Below are 21,146 nucleotides of genomic sequence, written 5' to 3'. Positions count from 1 at the left end.
AGAGGTATGTCGGCTTAACGATAAACCAAACGTTTTAACAAAGTATCTTCGCCAAGCAGGCGAATCCATGGCCAGATAAACATGCCTACCAAAGCGCTAGCTACAGGCATGAATAAGCTATAGTTGAAGCCGAGTAGAGCAGTAATTAAAGATATAATCGATTGGTATAAAAAACAAAAAAATCCAATTAGAAAGATTTGCTGCATCATGGAAAAAAATTGAAATCGTCTTGATTTACTCGAAGCAATCCAGGTCACCAAAAGCAAGGCAAATGAATGTTCTCCAATTACGGTTGCCAATAAGACATCCAGTAACAATCCCACAAACAGTAATGTAGTGAGTCTAAAATTACCTGGCAAAAAATATTCTATATAAAGAACGAGTAATAAAACCCAGGGAGGTCTAAAAGCAGAGATTAATTCAGGCATAGGCAATATAGACAAAAGGAGAGCCACAATAAATCCTGCAAATAAGCGTATGCGAAGATTTCTCATCACATAGTCTCCTTAGCATTTAAACGTTCACTAATTTGTGTATTCAATTGCTCTTGCTCTGCGTCTTGCCATATCAGCAATACCAGTCGATTACGATTTAGAAGTGCAACAGGTTTTACTTTAACCTTAACAAAATCCTCACCGGGAATACTGTTCACCTCTTCTACGCTCCCCACCGGGTAACCTTCAGGATAGTGTCTATCCAAACCTGAAGTAACCAGTACATCACCAGGATGAATCGACGAAGTTTTCGGTAAATTAATTAACGATAATTTCTCTATGTCATTTGTTCCAACAAGAATTGCGCGCTCTCCCGTACGATTATTGCGAACAGGGACAGCACTCTTGGAGTCAGAAATAAGTAGGACAGTGCTTGTTATAGGACCAACATCAACAATTTGCCCCATAACGCCTTTTGCATCCAAAACGGGTTGGCCCACATAGGCACCATCACGTTTTCCTTTATTTAAAATAACTACCTGACGTGAGTTACTTGTATCAACAGCCAGAATTTGTGCTGCCATTGCACTCATATCTGCTTTTGAAGAGGTAAGGAGCAATTCCTTTAATTGTGAGTTTTCTTCTTGAATTATGATTAACTTTTGTAGCTCTGCTTCCAGCATGGTTTGCTGATAGCGTAATTGCATATTTTCAGCAATTAAAGCTTTCTTCGCACTAACAAGCGACTGCACCCAGCCTATAACGCGTACTGGGTAATCTACTGCATATTGCAAAGGGGCGACAACAAGAGAAAAACCACTACGCACATTATCTAAATAACGATAGTGATAATCAGAGAACATCAAAAAAACAGAAAAGACAAGAGCGAGCACAAATCCTATAGAACTGTACCCGCGTCGACTAAATAATCTGTTATACGTATTATTCTGTTGAGAGGAAATCACCGCCACGCAAGTCCATGGTTTCTAAAGCTTTACCACCACCACGTGCTACACAGGTAAGCGGATCTTCAGCAATCAATACAGGTAAACCAGTTTCTTCCATTAGCAATGTATCTATGTTTTTCAACAAAGCACCGCCGCCGGTTAAAACCATACCGCGCTCAGCAATATCAGCTGCCAACTCTGGTGGAGCTAATTCTAAAGCGGCCCTAACTGCACCAACAATACCTGATAAAGGTTCTTGAAGTGCTTCTAAAATTTCTGCGCTAGTCAAAATGAAACTTCGGGGAACACCTTCAGCAAGGTTTCTTCCGCGAACTTCTATTTCAAATAAATCACGGCTTGGGAAGGCTGAGCCAATTTCATGTTTAATACGTTCTGCCGTAGTTTCACCAATAAGTGTTCCATAGTTGCGACGCACATAAGATACAATAGCATCATCAAACTTATCGCCACCTATACGAACGGATTGATGATATACAATTCCACTTAGAGAAATAATCGCAACTTCTGTCGTACCACCACCTATATCCACAACCATGGAGCCACTGGCTTCTTCAACTGGCATTCCAGATCCTAAAGCAGCTGCCATCGGCTCTTCAATAAGAAATACTTCACGAGCACCAGCACCCATTGCAGATTCGCGAATCGCACGACGTTCCACTTGTGTTGAACCACAAGGAACACAAACCAAAACCCGTGGACTTGGACGTAAGAATTTATTTTCATGCACTTTATGAATGAAATGCTGCAGCATTTTCTCAGTAACAAAAAAGTCAGCAATCACGCCATCTTTCATTGGTCTAATGGCATTGATGTTTCCTGGGGTTCTTCCCAACATTCGCTTCGCTTCAAGGCCTACAGCCGCAACACGTTTTTGTCCTGATTCATTACGTAAAGCAACAACAGAGGGTTCATTTAGAACAATCCCTTTATCTCTTACATAAATCAATGTATTAGCTGTCCCCAAATCAATTGATAAATCATTGGAGAACACGCCCCTTAATTTTCTGAACATAAGCCGCACTATCCCGTTCTTTTTTTTGCGCTACTTTATACTAAATTTGGATAAAAATCGACAGTTCTTACACAACAATTTAAAATTAAACAGTGAATTTTTATACATGAAGATGATTTTCAATTTTTGATAAGCATTGGGAATAATATAAATTACTTTAAGTTCTATTTATGCGTATTTGGCAATAAATTTAAGCAAATAATTATAATTCATTTATTAAAAATTAAAATTTTGAAATTGATTCAAATGTTCATTGTGGTTCAATTTCAAATTAAAAATATATTTTGTAATCATTTTGATTATATTATATACTCTTTGCTCTGACATAAATGAACGTCCCTAAGGTTTTTATTTATTATGCCAACCAGTTTAAAATCAAATGAATTATCGCAGTGGACCCATGGTGATCCTGATTTAATGGGTAAACTTCTTTTCAACCTTTTTTCATTTTTAAAAGAAGCGACTAATAAAGGTAAAGATAACGCGGAATATAAAAAGGTAATGCAAAACATTGCTAATTTTATAAGCCTGCTAGGAGACCAGCGACTTCATATCCCTCAACCAGGCAAAGCAGCAATTGATGCATCCGCATTGTTAGGCGCGTATTTACGTTTAGGAATTACACTTAATGACAAGCCAATTGTTGAATTAAGTGACGAACAAATTGAGGCAGTGCATACTTTTGTTAGACCATTAATTCCCGAAAACTTTACACCAAAACAATTTTTTGACAGTCTCGATGGGTCTCCCTCCCAAAAACATAAAACGATATTAAAACTTCTAATATTTAAAGACATACCTCCTCAACAACAAAAGGAAATGTTCAAAGCCAAGTATGCAGAAAAAGTAAATAACCTCCTTGATTCAATCCTTAGCTTAGTTGATTTCATGCGAACTCCTTTTAGCATCTTACCTGAAGAGGAGAAAGCCGCCATAGCTGCAGCAAAAAAATTAGGTAAGCAGGCTCAGACTTCTGGGATCGATTTGCAATGGACTTCCATGCGTAAAGCCATTGAGCAAAGCTTACAAGATATTATCCTTTTAAAAAAGGGTAAAGCAGAAGAAGCACAAAAATTTCTTAAAGATATAAAACCTGCGATAAATCAATGCCAACAATGCTTTGGAATAGCTAATGCACGTCATGAAGCACAAAAAGAATTTGCTGCAGAAGCCAGAAAACATCAAGAAGTCTTTAGTGAAACTTTTGAAGCTCTTGGTTTTCCAGAAGGTAATCAAGAGAAAATTAACCACTATATTAGTGAATTTAGAAAAAGTCTCATGGAGAAAGATCCTGAGAATGCCGCAGCATTACAAGCCATGCCCCTTACTCAACTTATTAAAGTTTATGGCACACAATGGCAAGCCGCTTTAGATAAAATAAAAAAAGAACTATCTGCTTCCAGGGAAGAGTTACAAAAGACAAATGAACTCTTATCCCAAAGAACGACTACTCTAGAGGAGTCTAATAGTCACCTACAAACCCTACAACAAGAATATGAGCAGCTTAAGCTTGATGCTGATAAAGCGAGCCACAAGCTGGTAGAACAAGGTTTAGAGCTTGCGCGACTAGAAAAAGTCGAGTCCAAATCTAAAGAAACCATTGAGCAACAAAAAAAAGAAATTGAGCTAGCAAGTATCACTCTTCAACAACACAGTGCTTCCTTAGAACATTTGAAGCAAGAGTTACAGATTGTTCAAAGGGACAACGAAGAATTAAAAAGAAGCTTGATTTCTGCACAAAATCACGAAAAAGCTATTCATGAACTTAAAAAACAGCTAGAACTCTTACAACAAGAAAATGAATTACTGCAACAACAACTTGAACTAGAGAAACAAACTTCAAAATCATCAAGTAAAGAAGTTATACCCGAAATAAACCCGCTTCAATATCAGTTGGATGCATTACAACGAGAATATGAGTCATTACTTAAGCGAGTAGAAAATGAGAAACAGCTCCCGGAACCTGCAAGTGAGGTTCCACCTGATGTGATTCATCTTCAAGTACAGCTAGAAACTTTGCGGAAAGAGAATGTTCAACTCAAAGAATTATTGCTGAAAGCACAACAACCAATACTCGTAGCAAATAGTTCAAATCAGCAAGTCGAATTACCAGCCAATAATATAAAACCGGAACTATTTATCGCCCTTGGCGGATTGCGCTTAAATAAAGCAGATACAAGTAAGATAAAACAAAAAATAATTAACTGTAACGATCAGAAAGGATTATCAGAGATAGCTACTGAAATCAGGCGATTGGAAAAGATTAATGAATTTATAGAAAAAATAAATAAGGGAATTTTAGAGCGAGCTGGTTTCTTCTCCTCTGATCCACATAAGAAAATTGAGGCAATTGAAACATCGTTCCAACAGCTATCCATTGAAGACAAAAATAAATTAGCGGGATTGTCTGATGAAGAAATAAATGATCAATTGAGCCAAGAAAAAGGTAAAGAAAGTGATATCGGAAAATTTCTTAAAGCAATTCATCATAAAAGAGGATTTATTCCGATTCGATCAGCAACAAGTTTTACATTCTTTAAAAGCGAAATTAGTCATTTAAAACTTGATTTGGAAGCGATTAAAGCACCTGAACAAGTACTCTAAAAAATTTAATTTGCATGTCACTGTTGTACTAATACTGCTAACAACAGTGACAAAATAATATTCCTCTAATTTAATATGATTTTTATTCTATTTTATTTATAACAAATACCTGATTTAATTTATCTCGATTCGCCGTCATGAAATGTTGGCCTAAGCCCTTCACATCAGCAAGCTCTTCCAAAGATTTAAAGCCATGATGACTTTTACGATATGCAATGATGGCTTCAGCTCGCTTTTTTCCTATGCCTTTAACTGAGCCAGTAAGCATTGATACATCAGCCGAGTTGAGATCAATTTTATGAATTACCACAGGAGGCTTCTTTTTGACTGAGGTTTCTTTGGGAACAACTGCATGAGCTGAAAATGTAACTACAGATAATGACAAAACCGTAGCAATAAATTTTGCTTTCATAATTTTCTCCTAATTGTTGGACTAAGTGGCTCGTTCCAGAGCCGGCAAAAGTATCCCAAGATTTGAGTGCTCTGTCGAGAGTTTTTTTAATTTTTTTGCTTTAAGTTCAATGAGTAACAAAAATTTGGATTGAAATAAGGCTGGGAAATTTCTTACCTAACTAAAATAAACATCAGCTAGTATCCCCTCTCCCATGATGGGAAGAGGGTTATGGTGAGGGATTATCTTTCGTGCTTCACCCTCATCCGCCCTTGCGGGTACCTTCACCCCATGGGGGAGAAGGAAAAATTGTAAGCGCTTTGAAGAGAAAAACAACTTCTTAATCAAGCGTTAAAATATATTAACTTACATGATAAAGTACATATGCAACAGATGCAGTTAATTTTCTCACCATATCCAAGTGCAAGAATTCGTTAGGACCATGGGCATTAGACTGAGGTCCCAAAACTCCAGTAATCATGAATTGGGCCTCAGGAAATTTCTTACCTAACATTCCCATAAAAGGAATAGTTCCCCCCTCACCCAAATAAGCAGCCGGTTTTCCATAGTAAGCCATTGATGCTGCATCAGCAGCTTTTTCTAGCCAGGAAGAAAGTGGAGGCGCATTCCATCCTTGCGAACCATCACCTACATTAAAACTAACTTTAGCATGATAAGGAGGTTCTTTAGTTAATACATCATGCATCACTGTTGCTGCACTTTTAGGATCTACTAAAGGTGGTAAACGCATAGACAATTTTAGTGCGGTTTGTGGTCGTAACACATTCCCTGCATTCTCTATAGCAGGAAACCCATCAGCTCCAGTAACAGTCAAGGCAGGTCTCCATGTCCTATTTAGAATCAATTGCACTCTATCCTTTGTTATAGGATCTACCCCTTCATGCAGAGGAAACTCCACGTAAACAGAGTCTCCTAAAACTTCGGCACACTGCCCTGCTTGCTTTATTCGTTCTTCAGGGATATCGCAGTACAATTCGGATAGTTTCACCTCTCCTGAAACTTCATCTTCAATACGACTAATTAGTTGCCGAGCAACTCGAAAACTGTCTGCTACGATTCCACTTGCAGCCCCCGAATGAACGCCTTCTTGAATGAGTTCCACTGACAATTCACCGACCAAATTTCCTCGTAATGAAGTAGTCATCCACAATTGTTCATAATTTCCAGCGCCAGAATCAAGGCAAATAACCAGCTTAGGTTTGCCAATCCGATCTTTTAACTGTTCAATATAAAATGGCAGATCATAACTACCACTCTCTTCACATGCTTCGATAATCAAAACACAACGAGGAATGGGCAATCCTTGATTCTGTAAAGCGCAAATTGCAGTTAATGAGGCATATGCAGAATAGCCATCATCTGCTGCGCCTCGACCATATAAACGCCCATTTTTTAACACCGGTTGCCAAGGGTGCAAATCTTCACTCCATCCTGACATTTCCGGTTGTTTATCAAGGTGGCCATACAACAAAACAGTCTCGTCAATTTCGCCAGGAACTTCGATAAAAATTAAGGGAGTACGTCCTTCGAGCTTCATAATGTCCAGCATCATTCCTTTAGGGGCATGTGCCTTGCACCAATCAGCAATATGGGATACAGCCTTATCCATTAGTCCATGTTCCTGCCATTTAGGATCAAAATGGGGTGATTTATTAGGAATTTTTATGTAATCACATAGACTAGGGATAATTTCCTCATCCCACTGGTGACAAACGAACTCATACAGCGCTTGCGGATTGAACATGAACTTGCTCCTCAATAATAGCTACGATTTGGTCTGTAGCGGACTTAATATTTAGTGCATTGATTTTATTATTAATATCCCTTTTATTATTCTCCAGTTCATGTAAAGTTTGCAGTAAAGTATCCATATCCAAAGACCGATCATCAATCACAAGGCTTATGCCTAGTCTTTGAAAATAGCGAGCATTTTGAATTTGATCCCCTCGACTAACCTCAGCTGGTAAAGGAATTAAGATATGAGGCTTCCCGAGAGCTAAAATTTCATAAAGAGAATTAGCACCAGCTCGTGAAACAACAACTGATGCTGCGGCAAATAAATCAGCTAATTCTTCATTAGCATATTCAAACTGCTTGTAATCTTGGCGATTAATTAAGGATGACTCTAGTTTTCCTTTTCCACATATATGAATAACTTGAAACTCCTTGGTTAATTCGGGTAAAGCCTCGCGAATAATCCGATTGATAGAACCTGCTCCCAAGCTGCCTCCTATAGCTAAAAGACAAGGTTTCTCTGCATTAAACCCACATAACTCGAGTCCACGGTCGCTATTACCGGCGAACAACTGCTTACGGATTGGAGTACCAGTTACTTCTATTTTATCTTGCTTTTTAAAGTGTTTTTTTCCTGCTTCAAAAGTTAAGCAAATTTTATTAACAAAGGGAAAACACAGTCGATTGGCGAGTCCAGGACTCATATCAGATTCATGAGCAACAACAGGGATCCGATTTAACCACGCACCTACCACAACCGGAAATGCAACAAAACCACCCTTGGAAAAAACCACATCAGGTTTTAATTTATTAAGCAAGAAAAAAGATTGCACAATACCCAGTATAATCTTAAATGGATCCAATAAGTTTTTTAAACTTAAATACCGACGCAATTTACCACTGCTTATGCCATAAAATGGAATTTTAAGTGGTTCGATCATCTGTTTCTCAATACCATTGGCAGAACCAATATAAGCGATTTCCCAACCCTTATGGCTAAACTCATCTATTAATGCCAAGTTTGGTGCCACATGTCCTGCTGTACCTCCTCCCGTAAAAATTATCATTGGCATCATAAAATTTTCCTAATTAGTAAGCTCAAGTCTATGGCTTGAATTGATTTGGTAATCGCACCAACAGAAATGAAATCAACACCTAATTGACCTATTGTAGCAATATTTTCCAGAGTAACTCCTCCTGACACTTCTAAAGCACAACGTTTTGGTTGATTTATTCTAATCGCTTCTTCGAGCATGTCTTGACTAAAATTATCCAACATAATTCTATCAGGGTGAGCACAAATTGCCTCACGTAACTCATCCAGAGTTTCGACCTCCACCTCAACTAACACATTCTTTTTGATTTTCCTTGCCAAAGCAACGGCCTGAGCTACGGAACCACAGGCTTTAATGTGGTTTTCTTTAATTAGAATGGCATCGTAAAGCCCCATACGGTGATTAAAACCTCCTCCGCAAGTCACTGCATACTTTTGTGCTGCTCTAAATCCAGGAAGTGTTTTTCGCGTATCCAATAAGCGCGTCTGTGTGCCATGAAGTTTTTGAGCATAATGATAAGTTTGTGTTGCCGTAGCCGAAAGAGTTTGTAAAAAATTTAATGCGGTGCGCTCACCAGTTAAGATGTTTCTTGCTGAGCCAGATAAAGTACACAAAGTAGATGGAGCCGCTAACCATTCTCCTTCTGTAACTTGCCATTCCAGTTTGATTTGAGTATCAAGTTGATTAAAAACTTCATTAACCCAAAGCTGGCCGCATACCACCATAGGCTCTCGAGAAATAATTTCTGCTTCAGCCTGAAGATCGGCAGATAATAAAGTTGCAGTAATATCTCCCTCACCTACATCTTCATGCAATGCATGTGTTACCTCTGCCTCTATCTGTAACAAAGCTTTATTCATGTACTATTTTCCTGTCTTTCTGCGCATATCGTATTTTTAATAAGAGAGGAGCAATAAATGTCGTCACCATTACCATTAAAACAATTGCTGAAAACAAATCATCAGAAATAACACCTAGAGTTCGGCCAATAGAAGCAAAAACCAACCCCACTTCTCCGCGAGGTAACATACCGATACCAATTAGTAATCGATCATTTGGCGCGCGTGCCCCATATCCACTTACTAATTTGCCAATCACCGCTACAATGATTAAACCTGTTGCCAAAACAATTACATTCAAATGATAAAAGCTTTCCAATTTGACTTGGATGCCAATCACAATAAAAAACATCGGTGCCAAGATTGATTCTAATGGGGATAATAAGTGATAAATACTGCGATTTTCTTGTTGACTCAAAGGGACACCATCAAAATAGTCATCATGAAGAATGACTCCTGCAGTAAATGCTCCAATAATAGTTGCAAGTTGTAGCACTGAAGCGAGCCAAGAAAGTGTCATGATAAACAGAAAAGAAATGAATAATTTTGCTTCCCAAGGTTCGAGAAAACGAAAAAAATGAATTGCCTTGCGTAAAACAATTGGACCTAAAAATAAGGTACCTGCAAAAAAGAGCATAGCACTTACAATAATGCGCAACACAACCATGGGATCTACTGCCCCACTAATTACCAAGGAACTAACTACAGCCAAAATAATCAGGCCCAATACATCATCAAGCATTGCCGCACCCAATATGGTTCTTGCTTCTCTGGTGCGTAATTTTTTCATTTCGGAAAGAACACGTGCAGTAATTCCTATACTTGTTGCACTCAAGGTTGCTGCAATAAATAGATCAGATTGGTAAGAACCATTAGGCATCAACAAATAAACAGTACCAAACCCCAATAACATGGGGGCAATCACACCAATCAAAGCGACAATAATTGAATCACGCCCTGTATGCTTCATTTCCTCAATAGAGCTTTCCAAACCAACCATAAATAGGAGAAAAATCACCCCATATCTCGAGAAAATATCAACTATATAAGCAATTTTCAGATAATCTGAACCATGAGGCCCACTTAAAGCACCTACAACTTGTTGTGCATAATTTTCATTGGAAATAACTGAACTAACTGCCTGATTTAATGGAACCCCCAGGAGTACTTCTTTAACAGCATCAAAAATTGAAGAGCCTTCTCTTAATAAAACTGCTAATGGAAATCCATAATAATAGAATAAATTGCCAATAAGAATTCCTATTAGCAGCTCACCAAGAACACTGGGTTGATTTATCCTCCTTGCGGTATAACGACCAATAATTGCAAAGAAAAAAATAGTAGTGACGCCAAGTAATACGAATGTAACCGGATCAACATGATCGGCCTCAGTAGACGCGAAAGCCATGACAGGACATATTCCTGCAATTAGAAGCCACCATTTGAAACCCTGCATTGCTGTTTTATACCTCGCTTAAATACTTTTTTGAAAATTGTCTGGAGTAGAATGCCTCTTCAGCAATTTAGCATAACTTATCAATGTCCACCCAACTACATGCCCCTATACTGCAGCTTGCTCAAAAAAATCCGTGTTCCACAAGTTGCGGAACAGGTTATTTTGATCAGGCTTATTGAACAGTTACATTTACTCTATCTAATCTATTGCTTTGCCAAAAATAGGCATGTTTCTAAAACAGAGTCCGGGTTGAGTGAAACGCTTTCTATTCCTTCTTTCATTAACCATTGAGCGAAATCCTGATGATCCGATGGACCTTGACCACAGATACCAATATATTTTTTCGCCTTTTTACAAGCAGTAATTGCCATATGCAATAAAACCTTCACTGCTTCATTACGCTCGTCAAACTGAGCGGCGATTAATCCTGAATCCCTGTCTAGACCTAACGTCAGCTGAGTTAAGTCATTAGAACCTATAGAAAATCCATCAAAATACTCTAAGAATTCTTTGGCCAGCAATGCATTTGAAGGTAATTCACACATCATAATCACCCGTAGCCCATGCTTACCTCGCTCAAGTCCATGTTGTTTTAAAACTTGAATTACATTACTAGCCTCAGCAACTGTTCGCACGAAAGGAATCATAACTTCCACGTTAGTTAAACCCATTTCCTCACGAACGCGGCGAACTGCTTTACATTCCAAAGCAAAGCATTCTGCAAATGATTCAGAAACATATCGAGATGCACCTCTAAAACCCAGCATTGGATTTTCTTCATGCGGCTCATATAAGTTCCCGCCAACAAGATTTGCATATTCATTGGATTTAAAATCTGACAATCGTACAATTACGGGCTTGGGATAGAATGCCGCAGCGATTGTCGCAATTCCTTCTTTAAGTCGCTCAATATAATATTCGACTGGAGAATTATAGGCTGCTGTTTTCTCAGCAATAAATTGTTTTAATTCTTTATCCTTCAAATGATCAAAATCAAGTAATGCACGCGGATGGATACCAATAGTATTGGAAATTAAAAACTCAAGACGAGCCAAACCTACTCCTGAGTTAGGAATCGATTGAAATGTAAACGCTCTTTCAGGATTACCAACATTCAACATGACTTTCATTGGTAATTCAGGCATGGTTTCTACATCAAGACGCACTTGGTCATATGGCAACAAACCTGCATAGACATAGCCATTGTCTCCTTCAGCACAACTGACGGTCACTTCATCGCCATCACGTATTGTTTTCGTGGCATCTCCACATCCAACTACAGCAGGAATACCTAATTCACGTGCAATAATAGCTGCATGGCATGTTCTGCCCCCACGATTAGTCACAATTGCAGCAGCACGTTTCATTACAGGTTCCCAATCAGGATCTGTCATATCGGAAATCAACACATCGCCTGGTTGCACACGATCCATTTCACTAACATCTTTAATAATTCTTGCCTTACCCTGACCTATACGTTGGCCGATACTGCGCCCTTCAGCTAACACCGTACCTTTTTGTTGTAAGGTATAACGCTCCAATATTTGTTTATTATCCCGACTTTTTACGGTTTCAGGCCGAGCTTGTAAAATATATAATTGACCATTTAAACCATCTTTTGCCCATTCTATATCCATTGGTCGACCATAATGTTTCTCAATAATTATGGCTTGGCGGGCTAAGCTTTCTACTTCACTTGAAGTTAAAGAAAACAGTAATCGCTCTTTTGCATCAACCTCTACGGTTTTGACTCGCTGTTGCTTGCTGGGGTCATCACAGTAAATCATCTTCAAGGCCTTACTACCGAGGTTCCTACGAATAACTGCCGGTCTACCCGCTTGTATTCCGGGTTTATGCACGTAAAATTCATCAGGATTGACGGCTCCTTGAACAACCATCTCCCCCAAACCATAAGATGAAGTAATAAATACTACCTGGTCAAAACCTGACTCAGTATCCATAGTAAACATCACCCCACTTACAGCCATATCACTACGAACCATCTGTTGAATACCTGCAGATAAGGCCACTTCATGATGAGCAAACTGGTGATGTGTTCGATAAGTGATTGCTCTATCATTGAATAGTGATGCAAAAACATGTTTTATTGAGAGCAAAACTTCATCAATTCCTTTGACGTTTAAAAAAGTTTCTTGTTGACCAGCAAATGAGGCATCAGGTAAGTCCTCTGCTGTCGCTGATGAACGAACGGCAACGCTGAAATTATCATGGCCTATAGATTGCGACAGTTTTTCGTATGCAGCTCGCACAGCTCGTTCAAACTCAGGAGTAAATGGCGTATTAACAATCATTTCCCTGATTTCTTTCCCAACAACAGCTAATTGCTGGACATTATCTGGATCTAAGGTAGCTAATTTTGCATAGATTTTTTTATCTAAATTATCTTGAGACAGGAACTCTTTGAATGAATCCGCAGTGGTTGCAAATCCACCAGGAACAGATACTCCCGCTGAGGATAAATGACTGATCATCTCTCCAAGAGAAGCATTTTTTCCACCAACCTGCTCCAGGTCGTGCATGCCAAGATGTGCTAAATCAATAATATGTGTTTTGACCGTCATAACTACCCCAAGTCCATAAAATGATAATCATTTTACTGAAAATGTGCGGCTATGGGAATTAGAAACTTTAATTGTCAGAAAACATTAGTACTCATAGCTCAGAATAAATGAGTTGTTTTATCTAATCCTGTGCATGAGTACTGATGTGCGAATGAGTTTATGCATTACATGCAATTAAAGCTTGAGAAAATTCTTTATGGAAATTTGCGTCGCCTAAAAGTTTAATAATACCACCCTTACGCAATTTTTCCTCTACACGTGGATTAGCACCACTTAAAATTACTCTTACATTACGTTCTTGCAAATCTTCAATAATTTCTTCTAAGGTTTGTAAACCAGTACCATCCATAAATGGTACCCAGCGCATCCTAATAATTAATGTTTTGGGATCTGTGTGAGTTACTGCCAAAGCATGCTGGAATGCTTCTGCTGCACCAAAGAAAAAAGGCCCTTCTACAGCATAAACCAATACTCCATCGGGTAGGGTTTCTATATTTTGTTTTGCCAATTCATGGGCTAACTCTTCCGAGGTCATTTGCTGTACTTCAACACTGGTAGCCATACCCCGTATAAAATGTAATATAGCAATGATAACACCTATATTTACTGCGACTACCAAATCAACAAATACTGTAAGAAAAAAAGTTACCAACAAAATCACTACATCCGCTTTTGGGGCACACCTTATCAGTTTGATAAAATGTTTTACTTCACTCATATTCCAGGCTACAACAAACAAAACTGCAGCCAATACAGTAAGCGGTATGTTTACTGCCAAAGGGGCCAGGAAAAGGATAATTAAAACCAAAGTGAGCGCATGGATTATGCCTGCCAAAGGGCTATTGCCCCCATTACGAATATTTGTCGCTGTACGGGCTATAGCTCCAGTTGCAGCAAACCCACCAAACAATGGTGCAAAAATATTTGCTATTCCCTGCCCTACTAACTCCCGATTTGAATTATGTTTTGTCCCTGCCATACCATCAGCAACAACAGCAGATAACAGCGACTCTATAGCACCAAGCATTGCGATAGTAAAAGCGGGGCCGATTAACTCAATCATTTTATCGATTGTCAGATTGGGCAATTTAAATTCTGGCAGGCCTTGAGGTATTCCACCAAATAGGGAGCCTATAGTAGCAACTCCAGAAAAATGATAAACTGATTGTAATCCAGTCACGATCAATAGAGCCACAAGTGGACCTGGGACGCGTTTTAACCCGGGAATCCTGTTTGAAAAAATAACCAACAACAGTGAGAAAAAGCCTAAAATGGTTGTAGTTATATCGAGATGGGGGAGAGACTGTAATAAATACCATAATTTTTCATGAAAATGGCCACTTCCTCCTGAGGGAAGACCAAAAAAGTAGTGCCATTGCCCTACCCAAATCACTACACCAATTCCTGCAGTAAAACCAATAATCACAGGAGCAGGTATGAACTTAATAATCCCCCCTAAACGAGCAAGGCCAAAAAATAACAACATGAATCCAGCGAGTATCGTTGAAATTTGTAAACCAGTAACTCCATATTTTGCTGTGATACCAGAAAGCACAACAATAAAAGCACCAGTAGGGCCAGCGATTTGTAAACGGCTTCCCCCCATAATTGAAACAATTAAACCAGCAATAATCGCTGTATAGATACCCTGTTCTGGTCGGACACCCGAAGCAATAGCAAATGCCATTGCCAAAGGTAACGCAACAACCCCTACGATAATTCCGGAAATAATATTTTGTACCCAATACTTCTTGTGAAACAGGCCTGCTTGATATGATTCAATGATTGTTTTCATAAAATGCTGCGATTCTTTTTTAAAAATGAAATCATTATACACAAACATATTAAAAAAATATCAATTTTCTGATAAAATTCCTCACTTTAATTCACATCTGTTCGCGCATCTAATATTATATGTGCTTTATCATTAGGGCTAGCTACTTATGACTCTTACTGCTTTAAATGCGATCTCCCCAATCGACGGGCGTTATATTAATAAAACACGGGCTTTGAGTCCTTATTTTAGTGAGTTCGCCTTAATTTATTATCGCCTGACTGTAGAAATTCGCTGGCTTGAATCCTTAGCAGCTAATAATGCTATTACTGAGGTTCCCCTCTTGGATCAGAAGGCTAAAGATTTTCTCAATAACATTATTGCTAATTTTGATGAGGATGAGGCCCTTAAAATTAAAGAATTTGAGAAGCAAACAAATCACGATGTTAAAGCAATAGAATATTATCTAAAGGACAAATTCCAGCATCATGCCAATTTGAAAGCAATTACTGCATTTATTCATTTTGCTTGTACTTCAGAAGACATCAACAATTTAGCTTATGCATTAATGGTAAAGCAGGCAATTGCCCAAGTCATACAACCTACGCTTGCTGAAATCATGGGGGGCATTACTCTGCTTGGTAAGCAACATGCTGATGTCCCTATGTTATCCAGGACACATGGTCAACCAGCAACACCCACAACCATGGGGAAAGAGTTAGTCAATTTCGTTGCCCGTCTCAAAAGACCACAACAACAATTATGTGAAGTCTTGATTCCTGGTAAATTCAATGGTGCTGTTGGCAATTATAACGCTCATATTGTCGCCTACCCTGAGGTAGATTGGCGCAAACACTGTGCCAACTTTGTAACATCTCTTGGCTTATCCTTTAATGCTTATACGACCCAAATCGAGCCACATGACGGTTTGGCAGAAGTATCGCAAATTATGGTGCGTATTAACAACATATTGCTCGATTATACACAAGACATTTGGAGTTATATTTCTCTAGGGTATTTTAAACAAAAAACAGTAGCAGAAGAAGTTGGTTCATCCACCATGCCTCATAAGGTCAATCCCATTGATTTTGAAAATGCAGAAGGAAATTTGGGGATGGCTAATGCCCTGTTTATTCACTTTGCTAATAAGCTCACTCAATCGCGACTGCAACGAGATTTATCAGACTCTACCGTATTGCGTAATATAGGTATGGCATTTTCTTATAGCCTCATTGCCTATCTATCTTTAGCCAAAGGTAATGACAAATTACAAATCAATAAGCGTGCTTTACAAGAAGACTTAAAAGCAAATTGGGAAGTGTTGGCTGAAGCGGTACAAACCATGATGCGTCGCTATAATGTGCCTAATGCATATGAACAACTAAAATCGTTAACCCGAGGTCATGGAATTGATGAACAAAGTCTCAAGCAATTCATTCAAGAGTTATCGATACCTGAAGAAGCCAAAGAGCAATTAATCAAACTTACACCAGAGAACTATACGGGTCTGGCAACCCAGTTAGTAAAGGCCTTTTTATGAGTAACACCCCCTCACAACAAGGGCAAACCTTTGAATTTGATGTTCTTGTTATGGGAACAGGGCTGGCAGGACTGCAATATTGCTTACAGCTTATCAGCCTGCAACCCCGATTAAAAATTGCTCTAATCAGCAAGGCCGAAGCGATTGAGTGCAACAGTCGCTATGCTCAAGGTGGAATTGCTGCAGTTTTTTCAGCAGAAGACTCCCTGGAATCACATATCTCTGATACTTTGGTTGCCGGTGATGGGCTGTGCTATTTACCCGCCGTCGAATTCATTATTCGACAAGGTCCGGACATAATAAAACAACTGGGCCAGTATAATGTTCACTTTAAGCAAGATAACAACGGAAATTTTCATCTTGCAAAAGAAGGAGGACATTCACACCGACGTATTTTTAACTGTGGCGATCAAACCGGTTTATCAATTACTCAAATAATGAATCAGCTGGCACGACAACAGCACCAGATTCATTTTTTTGAGCATCATGTCGCTGTAAACCTGATTACGCACTATCATCCACATCGAACCGATATTCAAGGAGAGATTTTAGGTGCTTATGTTCTGGATTGTGCAGCAAATAAAATTCATACCTTTCTAGCAAACTGTGTCGTTCTAGCAACAGGTGGCGCCGGTAAAACCTACAGATATACCACTAATCCCATGGTTGCTACAGGAGATGGTGTTGCTATGGCTTATCGTGCTGGGGCTCGTGTTGGTAACATGGAATTCTACCAATTCCACCCTACTCTACTACATCACCACTCTCTAAATAACTTTCTTATCTCAGAAGCGGTCCGTGGTGAAGGCGCCTTACTTAAAAACGCGGAAACAGGCGAACGGTTCATGAAACACTATGCCCCAGAGCAAATGGAACTGGCAACGCGTGATGTCGTTGCGCGTGCTATTTTTAGTGAAATTGAACGCAGTCAAATGGGATATGTTTATCTTGATATAACCCATCAATCCAAAGAATTCCTAAAAAAACGTTTTCCACAAATTTATGCGACTCTATTATCCATTGGCATTGATATGAGTCAGGATATGATTCCTGTTGTGCCAGCAGCACATTACCAGTGTGGAGGAATACTTACTGACATTGATGGCCGTACCGATTTAAAACGACTCTATGCCATAGGCGAAGTTGCTTTTACCGGTTTACATGGAGCCAATCGCCTCGCAAGTAATTCATTACTCGAAGCATTGGTCATGGGCTCCAATGCAGCACGATGTACTTTAAAAGATATTTCTGCTCCTTGGAAATACTCAGACCATATTCCTAATTGGAGCGCGCCCAGTGAAGTTAATACCAGGCGTGCCAGCCAAATCAATGCGCAGTGGCGTGGTTTAAGAGGAGAAATGACGTCTTATGCTGGCATAGTGCGAACTGAAGCAGGGCTTGAAGATCTACTACAATTAATAATGAAACGTAAAAAAATAATTGAAGAATATTATTGGAGACATTGCATCACGAGAGATTTTATTGAGTTAAGAAATATCATTCTTAATGCTGAATTAATTGTAAGAGCTGCTCTGGCAAGACGGGAATCACGTGGGGGTCACTTCCGTGAAGATTATCCGAATAAAAATGCCGAGGCACAAGAAAGCATTGCTAAACTTGGACTGATGGATACTTCACCTGAATAATAAGATTCTTGAGCGATACGTTAAAATGATTTGAGGCAAAATAGATGTTTAAAAACTCCACGCTTTACACCCCTGAAACCACGTTAATGCAGATCAGAAATGATATGAGCATTTGCCAGACTGATTACCCAATTGACTGGTACCAAGAAGAATTTATTCCCTATGCCCAGGAATACCAAGCACTTCCAGATCGTAAACTCACGACAGTCTTGAAGTGGATGACCCCTTATCTTAAAAAAGCTCAAGATCATTTTGGTGAGCGATTATTGCTGTTAGCTCATTATTACATGGGTGGTGATATTGTCCGCTTGGTTGAACAATTTGGAGGACTTATTGGTGACTCCTATCAGTTAGCGTTAATGGCAGCGGAACATCCTGAAAAATCCGTTATTATAGAGTCTGCCGTGCATTTCATGGCCGAATCAATTAGTATTTTGGCGAATAAAAACCAACAGGTTTATATAACCAATCCCAAATCCGGTTGCACTATGGAAATGCTTGCCAAGGACTTCATGGTTGAACCTGCTTTTCTTGATTTGAATGAACGTTATGGTTCCGAGAATATTTTACCGGTTTGCTATATGAATACATCGGGTCGAGTCAAAGCCTTAACTGGTGCTCAAGGCGGAGCCGTTTGCACAAGCTCCAATGTAAAAAAAATATTTCAATGGGCACTAAAACAAAATAAAAAGATACTCTTTATTCCTGATCAACATATGGGTGAAAACGTAGCATATTGGTTAGGGATAAAAAATCTTGCCTATTGGCCGGGTGGAACTGCAGGAGCTCAATATTCACTTGCGACCCAAGACTCAAAAACTCTAAAACAGTTTGATGACGCCCAATTAATATTATTCGCGAGTCAATGCGCCGTACATACCCATTATCAACCTGAAATGTGTGATTATTGGCATAATCAAGGATACACTACGATCGTTCATCCGGAATGCCGGAACTCAGTAATTAAAGTAGCACAACAATCCGGCTCCACAGCGTTTATATGGGATTATGTAGTCCACGATCGCGCCAACACAAAACGTTATGCCATTGGTACCGAAAACCACATGGTAGAAAATCTAAAACAACACTGCAAAAGTTTAAATATAGAGGTAGTCAATCTAGCAGAAGCACCTAAAAAAGAAAATGAAAAAGGAATAGGTTGTGGCTGTGCTACTATGTCACGTAATGATCCCCCCCATCTAGTTGCCCTTGTCGATTTACTTAGACAAGGAAAAACAATGTCTTATAATGAAGTTAAGGCAGGTGATGTAGTCAATGAATTTACTGGAAGTAGAAACAGATTACCCGAAAATGATCAACAATGGGTTATCGATAATGCTAAAAAATCCCTGCAAATGATGATTGATATTACTGAAAATAGGATTTAAAGAACTCCGGGCTGCAAGCAACAGGAGACAAGTTGAATTAATTTTAAGCCCGGATGTTCCGTCCGGGCTATGCGATAACAGCAAGATTAAATGCTTAATGACACGCACAGGAAGGCGATTGTGTTCCGTCCTTACATTTTAAATGGCCAGTAGATGCATCACATTGAGCTACCCCTCCATGCTTTGAACAGCAGCCTTTAGAACTTGTAGTAGTTGTGGTAGTGGTTTTAGTTGTACTCGTAGCAGGTTGAGTCGTAGTCGATTTTCCACCCCACCAGCTTTTAGATTTAGTTGTAGTCGTTGTGGTGGTTGCTGGAGTTGTTTTAGTGGTGGTATGTGACTTAGTAGTGGTTGTTGTTGCTGTTGTGCTTTTTGCTTTCTTACACTTACATGTTGGAGAGGCTGTACCATCCTTACACATCTGGAATCCGGTAGTAGTATTACAAGAAGCAACCCCACCATGCCCTGAACAACAAGCCGCATATGCCCCAACTAACGGGCTACCCAATAAAAAAAGAATCGTAATACATCGATTTACCCATCTTGAAGCTAAATTAGCATTTTTCATTTGAAAACTCCATTTCAGTAAATGACATTAAATAATATAGACCATATTTATTGAATCCATGAAGTCCAGTTGAACTTCATTATGTTTTAAAACAGGAGCAACGCAAAGTTAATTTGTAGTAAACCTGATTAGTACCTTATGCTTAATTTGCATTCTTAAAACCAAAAAAGCCTTTGATCTTGGCAAAAAAACCTTCAGCCTCAGCTTCGAGTTCACGGAACTCACTTAATTTCTGAACCATACCCATTTCTTCTTCATTAAGCTCTATTCCAATTTTACCCAATGCTTGCTGTGGATCTTCCTTGAGTTCATTTAAAAAATTGGGATCATTCTTTAGAGCCTCCATTACAGCCATAACTTTGGGGCTTTGACTCGTTAACGTACTAAAATCCATGATTATCACTCCTTGGTCTGGTTAAAATTACAGAAAAATCTATAGTTATTTTAGTACATAAATAAATCAATTTATTGATTATCAGTAACTCCCCACGTCATCCCGAACCCGAGCGCAGCGAGGGTGAGGGATCTCCTGCGGTGTATCTCGGATACAGTCATGTAAAAAAACATTTTAATAATTATGTGGTTGTGATCAAATAGCTGCATGAAATACTACGAAACAAATCATCAGCACACTATTGGCTAGAATTGCGGAACTAGAAAAGAGAATGACGCAACAGGCGGCAAGGATAGCAGAGCTGGAAAAACGTTTAAACAAGAACAGCAGCAACAGCTCAAAACCACCATCCAGTGATGGCTTAAGAAAACCACCACGCACTACTTCATTGCGTGAAAATGGCAAGCATAAAAGCGGCGGTCATAAGGGGCATAAAGGCACAACGCTCAAGCAGGTTGTTCATGCGGATCATGGTGTCACCCATAAGCTAGAAGAATGCCCCGATTGTGGTCGGTCTCTGGCAAAGCAAGCAGCCAAAGGTATAATCAAACGACAAGTTTTTGATTTACCAATCGTGCAGGTTGAGGTGACAGAGCATCGTGCGGAAATGAAGTTCTGCTCCTGTTGTCAAAAGCAGGTCACCGCCTCTTTTCCCTCGGAAGTAAAGGCACATACCCAATATGGAAACAGAGTCCGTTCTTGGATTGTGTACTATCAAAACCAGCACTTGATACCAGAGG

The 21,146-nt window shown here is 39.2% G+C and carries 17 protein-coding genes; 5 read left to right on the top strand and 12 right to left on the bottom strand.

All coding sequences use genetic code 11. The features are described 5' to 3' along the window. Positions 1-14 precede the first annotated feature (14 nt). From mreD to BW930_RS08820, 3 genes are read right to left on the bottom strand one after another with little or no spacing between them, the layout of a single operon-like run. A complete protein-coding gene (gene mreD, locus BW930_RS08830; protein WP_058468340.1) occupies positions 15-494 on the bottom strand; it encodes a rod shape-determining protein MreD in 480 nt (159 codons plus the stop codon). Continuing rightward, complete coding sequence (gene mreC / locus BW930_RS08825; RefSeq protein ID WP_058468341.1) at positions 494-1,399, bottom strand: rod shape-determining protein MreC; 906 nt, start codon at positions 1,397-1,399, stop codon at positions 494-496. The genes mreD and mreC overlap by 1 nt, the downstream gene beginning before the upstream one ends. Beyond that, the gene (locus tag BW930_RS08820; RefSeq protein ID WP_003636696.1) at positions 1,377-2,414 is read right to left on the bottom strand and encodes a rod shape-determining protein; all 1,038 of its coding nucleotides are present in this window, start codon (positions 2,412-2,414) and stop codon (positions 1,377-1,379) included. The genes mreC and BW930_RS08820 overlap by 23 nt, the downstream gene beginning before the upstream one ends. Before the next feature lie 357 nt (positions 2,415-2,771). Here BW930_RS08820 and BW930_RS08815 point away from each other — a divergent pair, with 357 nt between their 5' ends. Next, on the top strand, positions 2,772-5,018 hold the full coding sequence (locus tag BW930_RS08815) for a coiled-coil domain-containing protein (protein ID WP_058468342.1): 2,247 nt from the start codon (positions 2,772-2,774) through the stop codon (positions 5,016-5,018). Positions 5,019-5,100: 82 nt separating this feature from the next. On the opposite strand, the gene BW930_RS08810 is transcribed toward BW930_RS08815, so the two are convergent. From BW930_RS08810 to BW930_RS08780, 7 genes are all read right to left on the bottom strand, one after another. After that, the gene (locus BW930_RS08810) at positions 5,101-5,430 is read right to left on the bottom strand and encodes a ComEA family DNA-binding protein (RefSeq protein WP_058468343.1); all 330 of its coding nucleotides are present in this window, start codon (positions 5,428-5,430) and stop codon (positions 5,101-5,103) included. Positions 5,431-5,770: 340 nt separating this feature from the next. Beyond that, positions 5,771-7,174: a M20 family metallopeptidase gene (locus BW930_RS08805; RefSeq protein ID WP_058468344.1), complete on the bottom strand. Its 1,404-nt coding sequence runs from the start codon at positions 7,172-7,174 to the stop codon at positions 5,771-5,773. Next, positions 7,149-8,240, bottom strand: coding sequence for an undecaprenyldiphospho-muramoylpentapeptide beta-N-acetylglucosaminyltransferase (murG, locus tag BW930_RS08800; RefSeq protein ID WP_058468345.1), 1,092 nt, complete (start codon positions 8,238-8,240; stop codon positions 7,149-7,151). The genes BW930_RS08805 and murG overlap by 26 nt, the downstream gene beginning before the upstream one ends. Beyond that, on the bottom strand, positions 8,237-9,079 hold the full coding sequence (nadC, locus tag BW930_RS08795) for a carboxylating nicotinate-nucleotide diphosphorylase (protein WP_058468346.1): 843 nt from the start codon (positions 9,077-9,079) through the stop codon (positions 8,237-8,239). The genes murG and nadC overlap by 4 nt, the downstream gene beginning before the upstream one ends. Next, a complete protein-coding gene (locus BW930_RS08790; RefSeq protein ID WP_058468347.1) occupies positions 9,072-10,514 on the bottom strand; it encodes a cation:proton antiporter in 1,443 nt (480 codons plus the stop codon). The genes nadC and BW930_RS08790 overlap by 8 nt, the downstream gene beginning before the upstream one ends. Positions 10,515-10,717: 203 nt before the next feature. After that, on the bottom strand, positions 10,718-13,096 hold the full coding sequence (gene ppsA / locus BW930_RS08785) for a phosphoenolpyruvate synthase (RefSeq protein ID WP_058468348.1): 2,379 nt from the start codon (positions 13,094-13,096) through the stop codon (positions 10,718-10,720). Between the two features lie 157 nt (positions 13,097-13,253). Then, positions 13,254-14,891, bottom strand: coding sequence for a SulP family inorganic anion transporter (locus BW930_RS08780; RefSeq protein ID WP_058468361.1), 1,638 nt, complete (start codon positions 14,889-14,891; stop codon positions 13,254-13,256). A 148-nt stretch (positions 14,892-15,039) separates the two neighbouring features. Between BW930_RS08780 and purB the strand changes: the two genes are divergently transcribed. From purB to nadA, 3 genes are read left to right on the top strand one after another with little or no spacing between them, the layout of a single operon-like run. Further along, positions 15,040-16,410 carry an adenylosuccinate lyase gene (gene purB / locus BW930_RS08775; protein ID WP_058468349.1) on the top strand — a complete coding sequence of 457 codons (1,371 nt, stop codon included), beginning with the start codon at positions 15,040-15,042 and terminating at the stop codon, positions 16,408-16,410. Next, on the top strand, positions 16,407-18,056 hold the full coding sequence (gene nadB, locus BW930_RS08770) for an L-aspartate oxidase (protein ID WP_058468350.1): 1,650 nt from the start codon (positions 16,407-16,409) through the stop codon (positions 18,054-18,056). The genes purB and nadB overlap by 4 nt, the downstream gene beginning before the upstream one ends. A 44-nt stretch (positions 18,057-18,100) precedes the next feature. Then, entirely contained in the window at positions 18,101-19,444 is a 1,344-nt protein-coding gene (nadA, locus tag BW930_RS08765) for a quinolinate synthase NadA (protein WP_058468351.1), read from the top strand. 94 nt (positions 19,445-19,538) lie between these two features. Here nadA and BW930_RS08760 read toward each other — a convergent pair whose 3' ends face one another. Both BW930_RS08760 and BW930_RS08755 read right to left on the bottom strand, forming a co-directional pair. Beyond that, positions 19,539-20,012: a hypothetical protein gene (locus BW930_RS08760; RefSeq protein WP_131756843.1), complete on the bottom strand. Its 474-nt coding sequence runs from the start codon at positions 20,010-20,012 to the stop codon at positions 19,539-19,541. 142 nt (positions 20,013-20,154) lie between these two features. Continuing rightward, positions 20,155-20,406 (bottom strand): hypothetical protein, encoded by a 252-nt coding sequence (locus BW930_RS08755; RefSeq protein WP_058468353.1) that lies wholly within the window; start codon positions 20,404-20,406, stop codon positions 20,155-20,157. A 271-nt stretch (positions 20,407-20,677) separates the two neighbouring features. On the opposite strand from BW930_RS08755, the gene BW930_RS08750 reads away from it, so the two are divergent. Beyond that, a partial coding sequence (locus tag BW930_RS08750; protein WP_175607551.1) for a DUF6444 domain-containing protein occupies positions 20,678-21,146 on the top strand: 469 nt, incomplete at its 3' end.

Source organism: Fluoribacter gormanii, assembly GCF_900156395.1.
Lineage (GTDB): Bacteria > Pseudomonadota > Gammaproteobacteria > Legionellales > Legionellaceae > Legionella > Legionella gormanii.
The sequence above is the reverse complement of the archived record's forward strand: the minus strand, read 5'-3'. Positions and strand labels throughout refer to the sequence as shown.

Coding starts and splice junctions, on each gene's coding strand:
- BW930_RS08780 (WP_058468361.1), bottom strand. CDS start 14,891: ATGAAAACAATCATTGAATCATATCAAGCAGGCCTGTTTCACAAGAAG.
- nadB (WP_058468350.1), top strand. CDS start 16,407: ATGAGTAACACCCCCTCACAACAAGGGCAAACCTTTGAATTTGATGTT.
- BW930_RS08760 (WP_131756843.1), bottom strand. CDS start 20,012: ATGAAAAATGCTAATTTAGCTTCAAGATGGGTAAATCGATGTATTACG.
- nadA (WP_058468351.1), top strand. CDS start 18,101: ATGTTTAAAAACTCCACGCTTTACACCCCTGAAACCACGTTAATGCAG.
- BW930_RS08820 (WP_003636696.1), bottom strand. CDS start 2,414: ATGTTCAGAAAATTAAGGGGCGTGTTCTCCAATGATTTATCAATTGAT.
- nadC (WP_058468346.1), bottom strand. CDS start 9,079: ATGAATAAAGCTTTGTTACAGATAGAGGCAGAGGTAACACATGCATTG.
- BW930_RS08790 (WP_058468347.1), bottom strand. CDS start 10,514: ATGCAGGGTTTCAAATGGTGGCTTCTAATTGCAGGAATATGTCCTGTC.
- purB (WP_058468349.1), top strand. CDS start 15,040: ATGACTCTTACTGCTTTAAATGCGATCTCCCCAATCGACGGGCGTTAT.
- ppsA (WP_058468348.1), bottom strand. CDS start 13,096: ATGACGGTCAAAACACATATTATTGATTTAGCACATCTTGGCATGCAC.
- BW930_RS08810 (WP_058468343.1), bottom strand. CDS start 5,430: ATGAAAGCAAAATTTATTGCTACGGTTTTGTCATTATCTGTAGTTACA.
- mreD (WP_058468340.1), bottom strand. CDS start 494: ATGAGAAATCTTCGCATACGCTTATTTGCAGGATTTATTGTGGCTCTC.
- BW930_RS08815 (WP_058468342.1), top strand. CDS start 2,772: ATGCCAACCAGTTTAAAATCAAATGAATTATCGCAGTGGACCCATGGT.
- BW930_RS08755 (WP_058468353.1), bottom strand. CDS start 20,406: ATGGATTTTAGTACGTTAACGAGTCAAAGCCCCAAAGTTATGGCTGTA.
- murG (WP_058468345.1), bottom strand. CDS start 8,240: ATGATGCCAATGATAATTTTTACGGGAGGAGGTACAGCAGGACATGTG.
- BW930_RS08805 (WP_058468344.1), bottom strand. CDS start 7,174: ATGTTCAATCCGCAAGCGCTGTATGAGTTCGTTTGTCACCAGTGGGAT.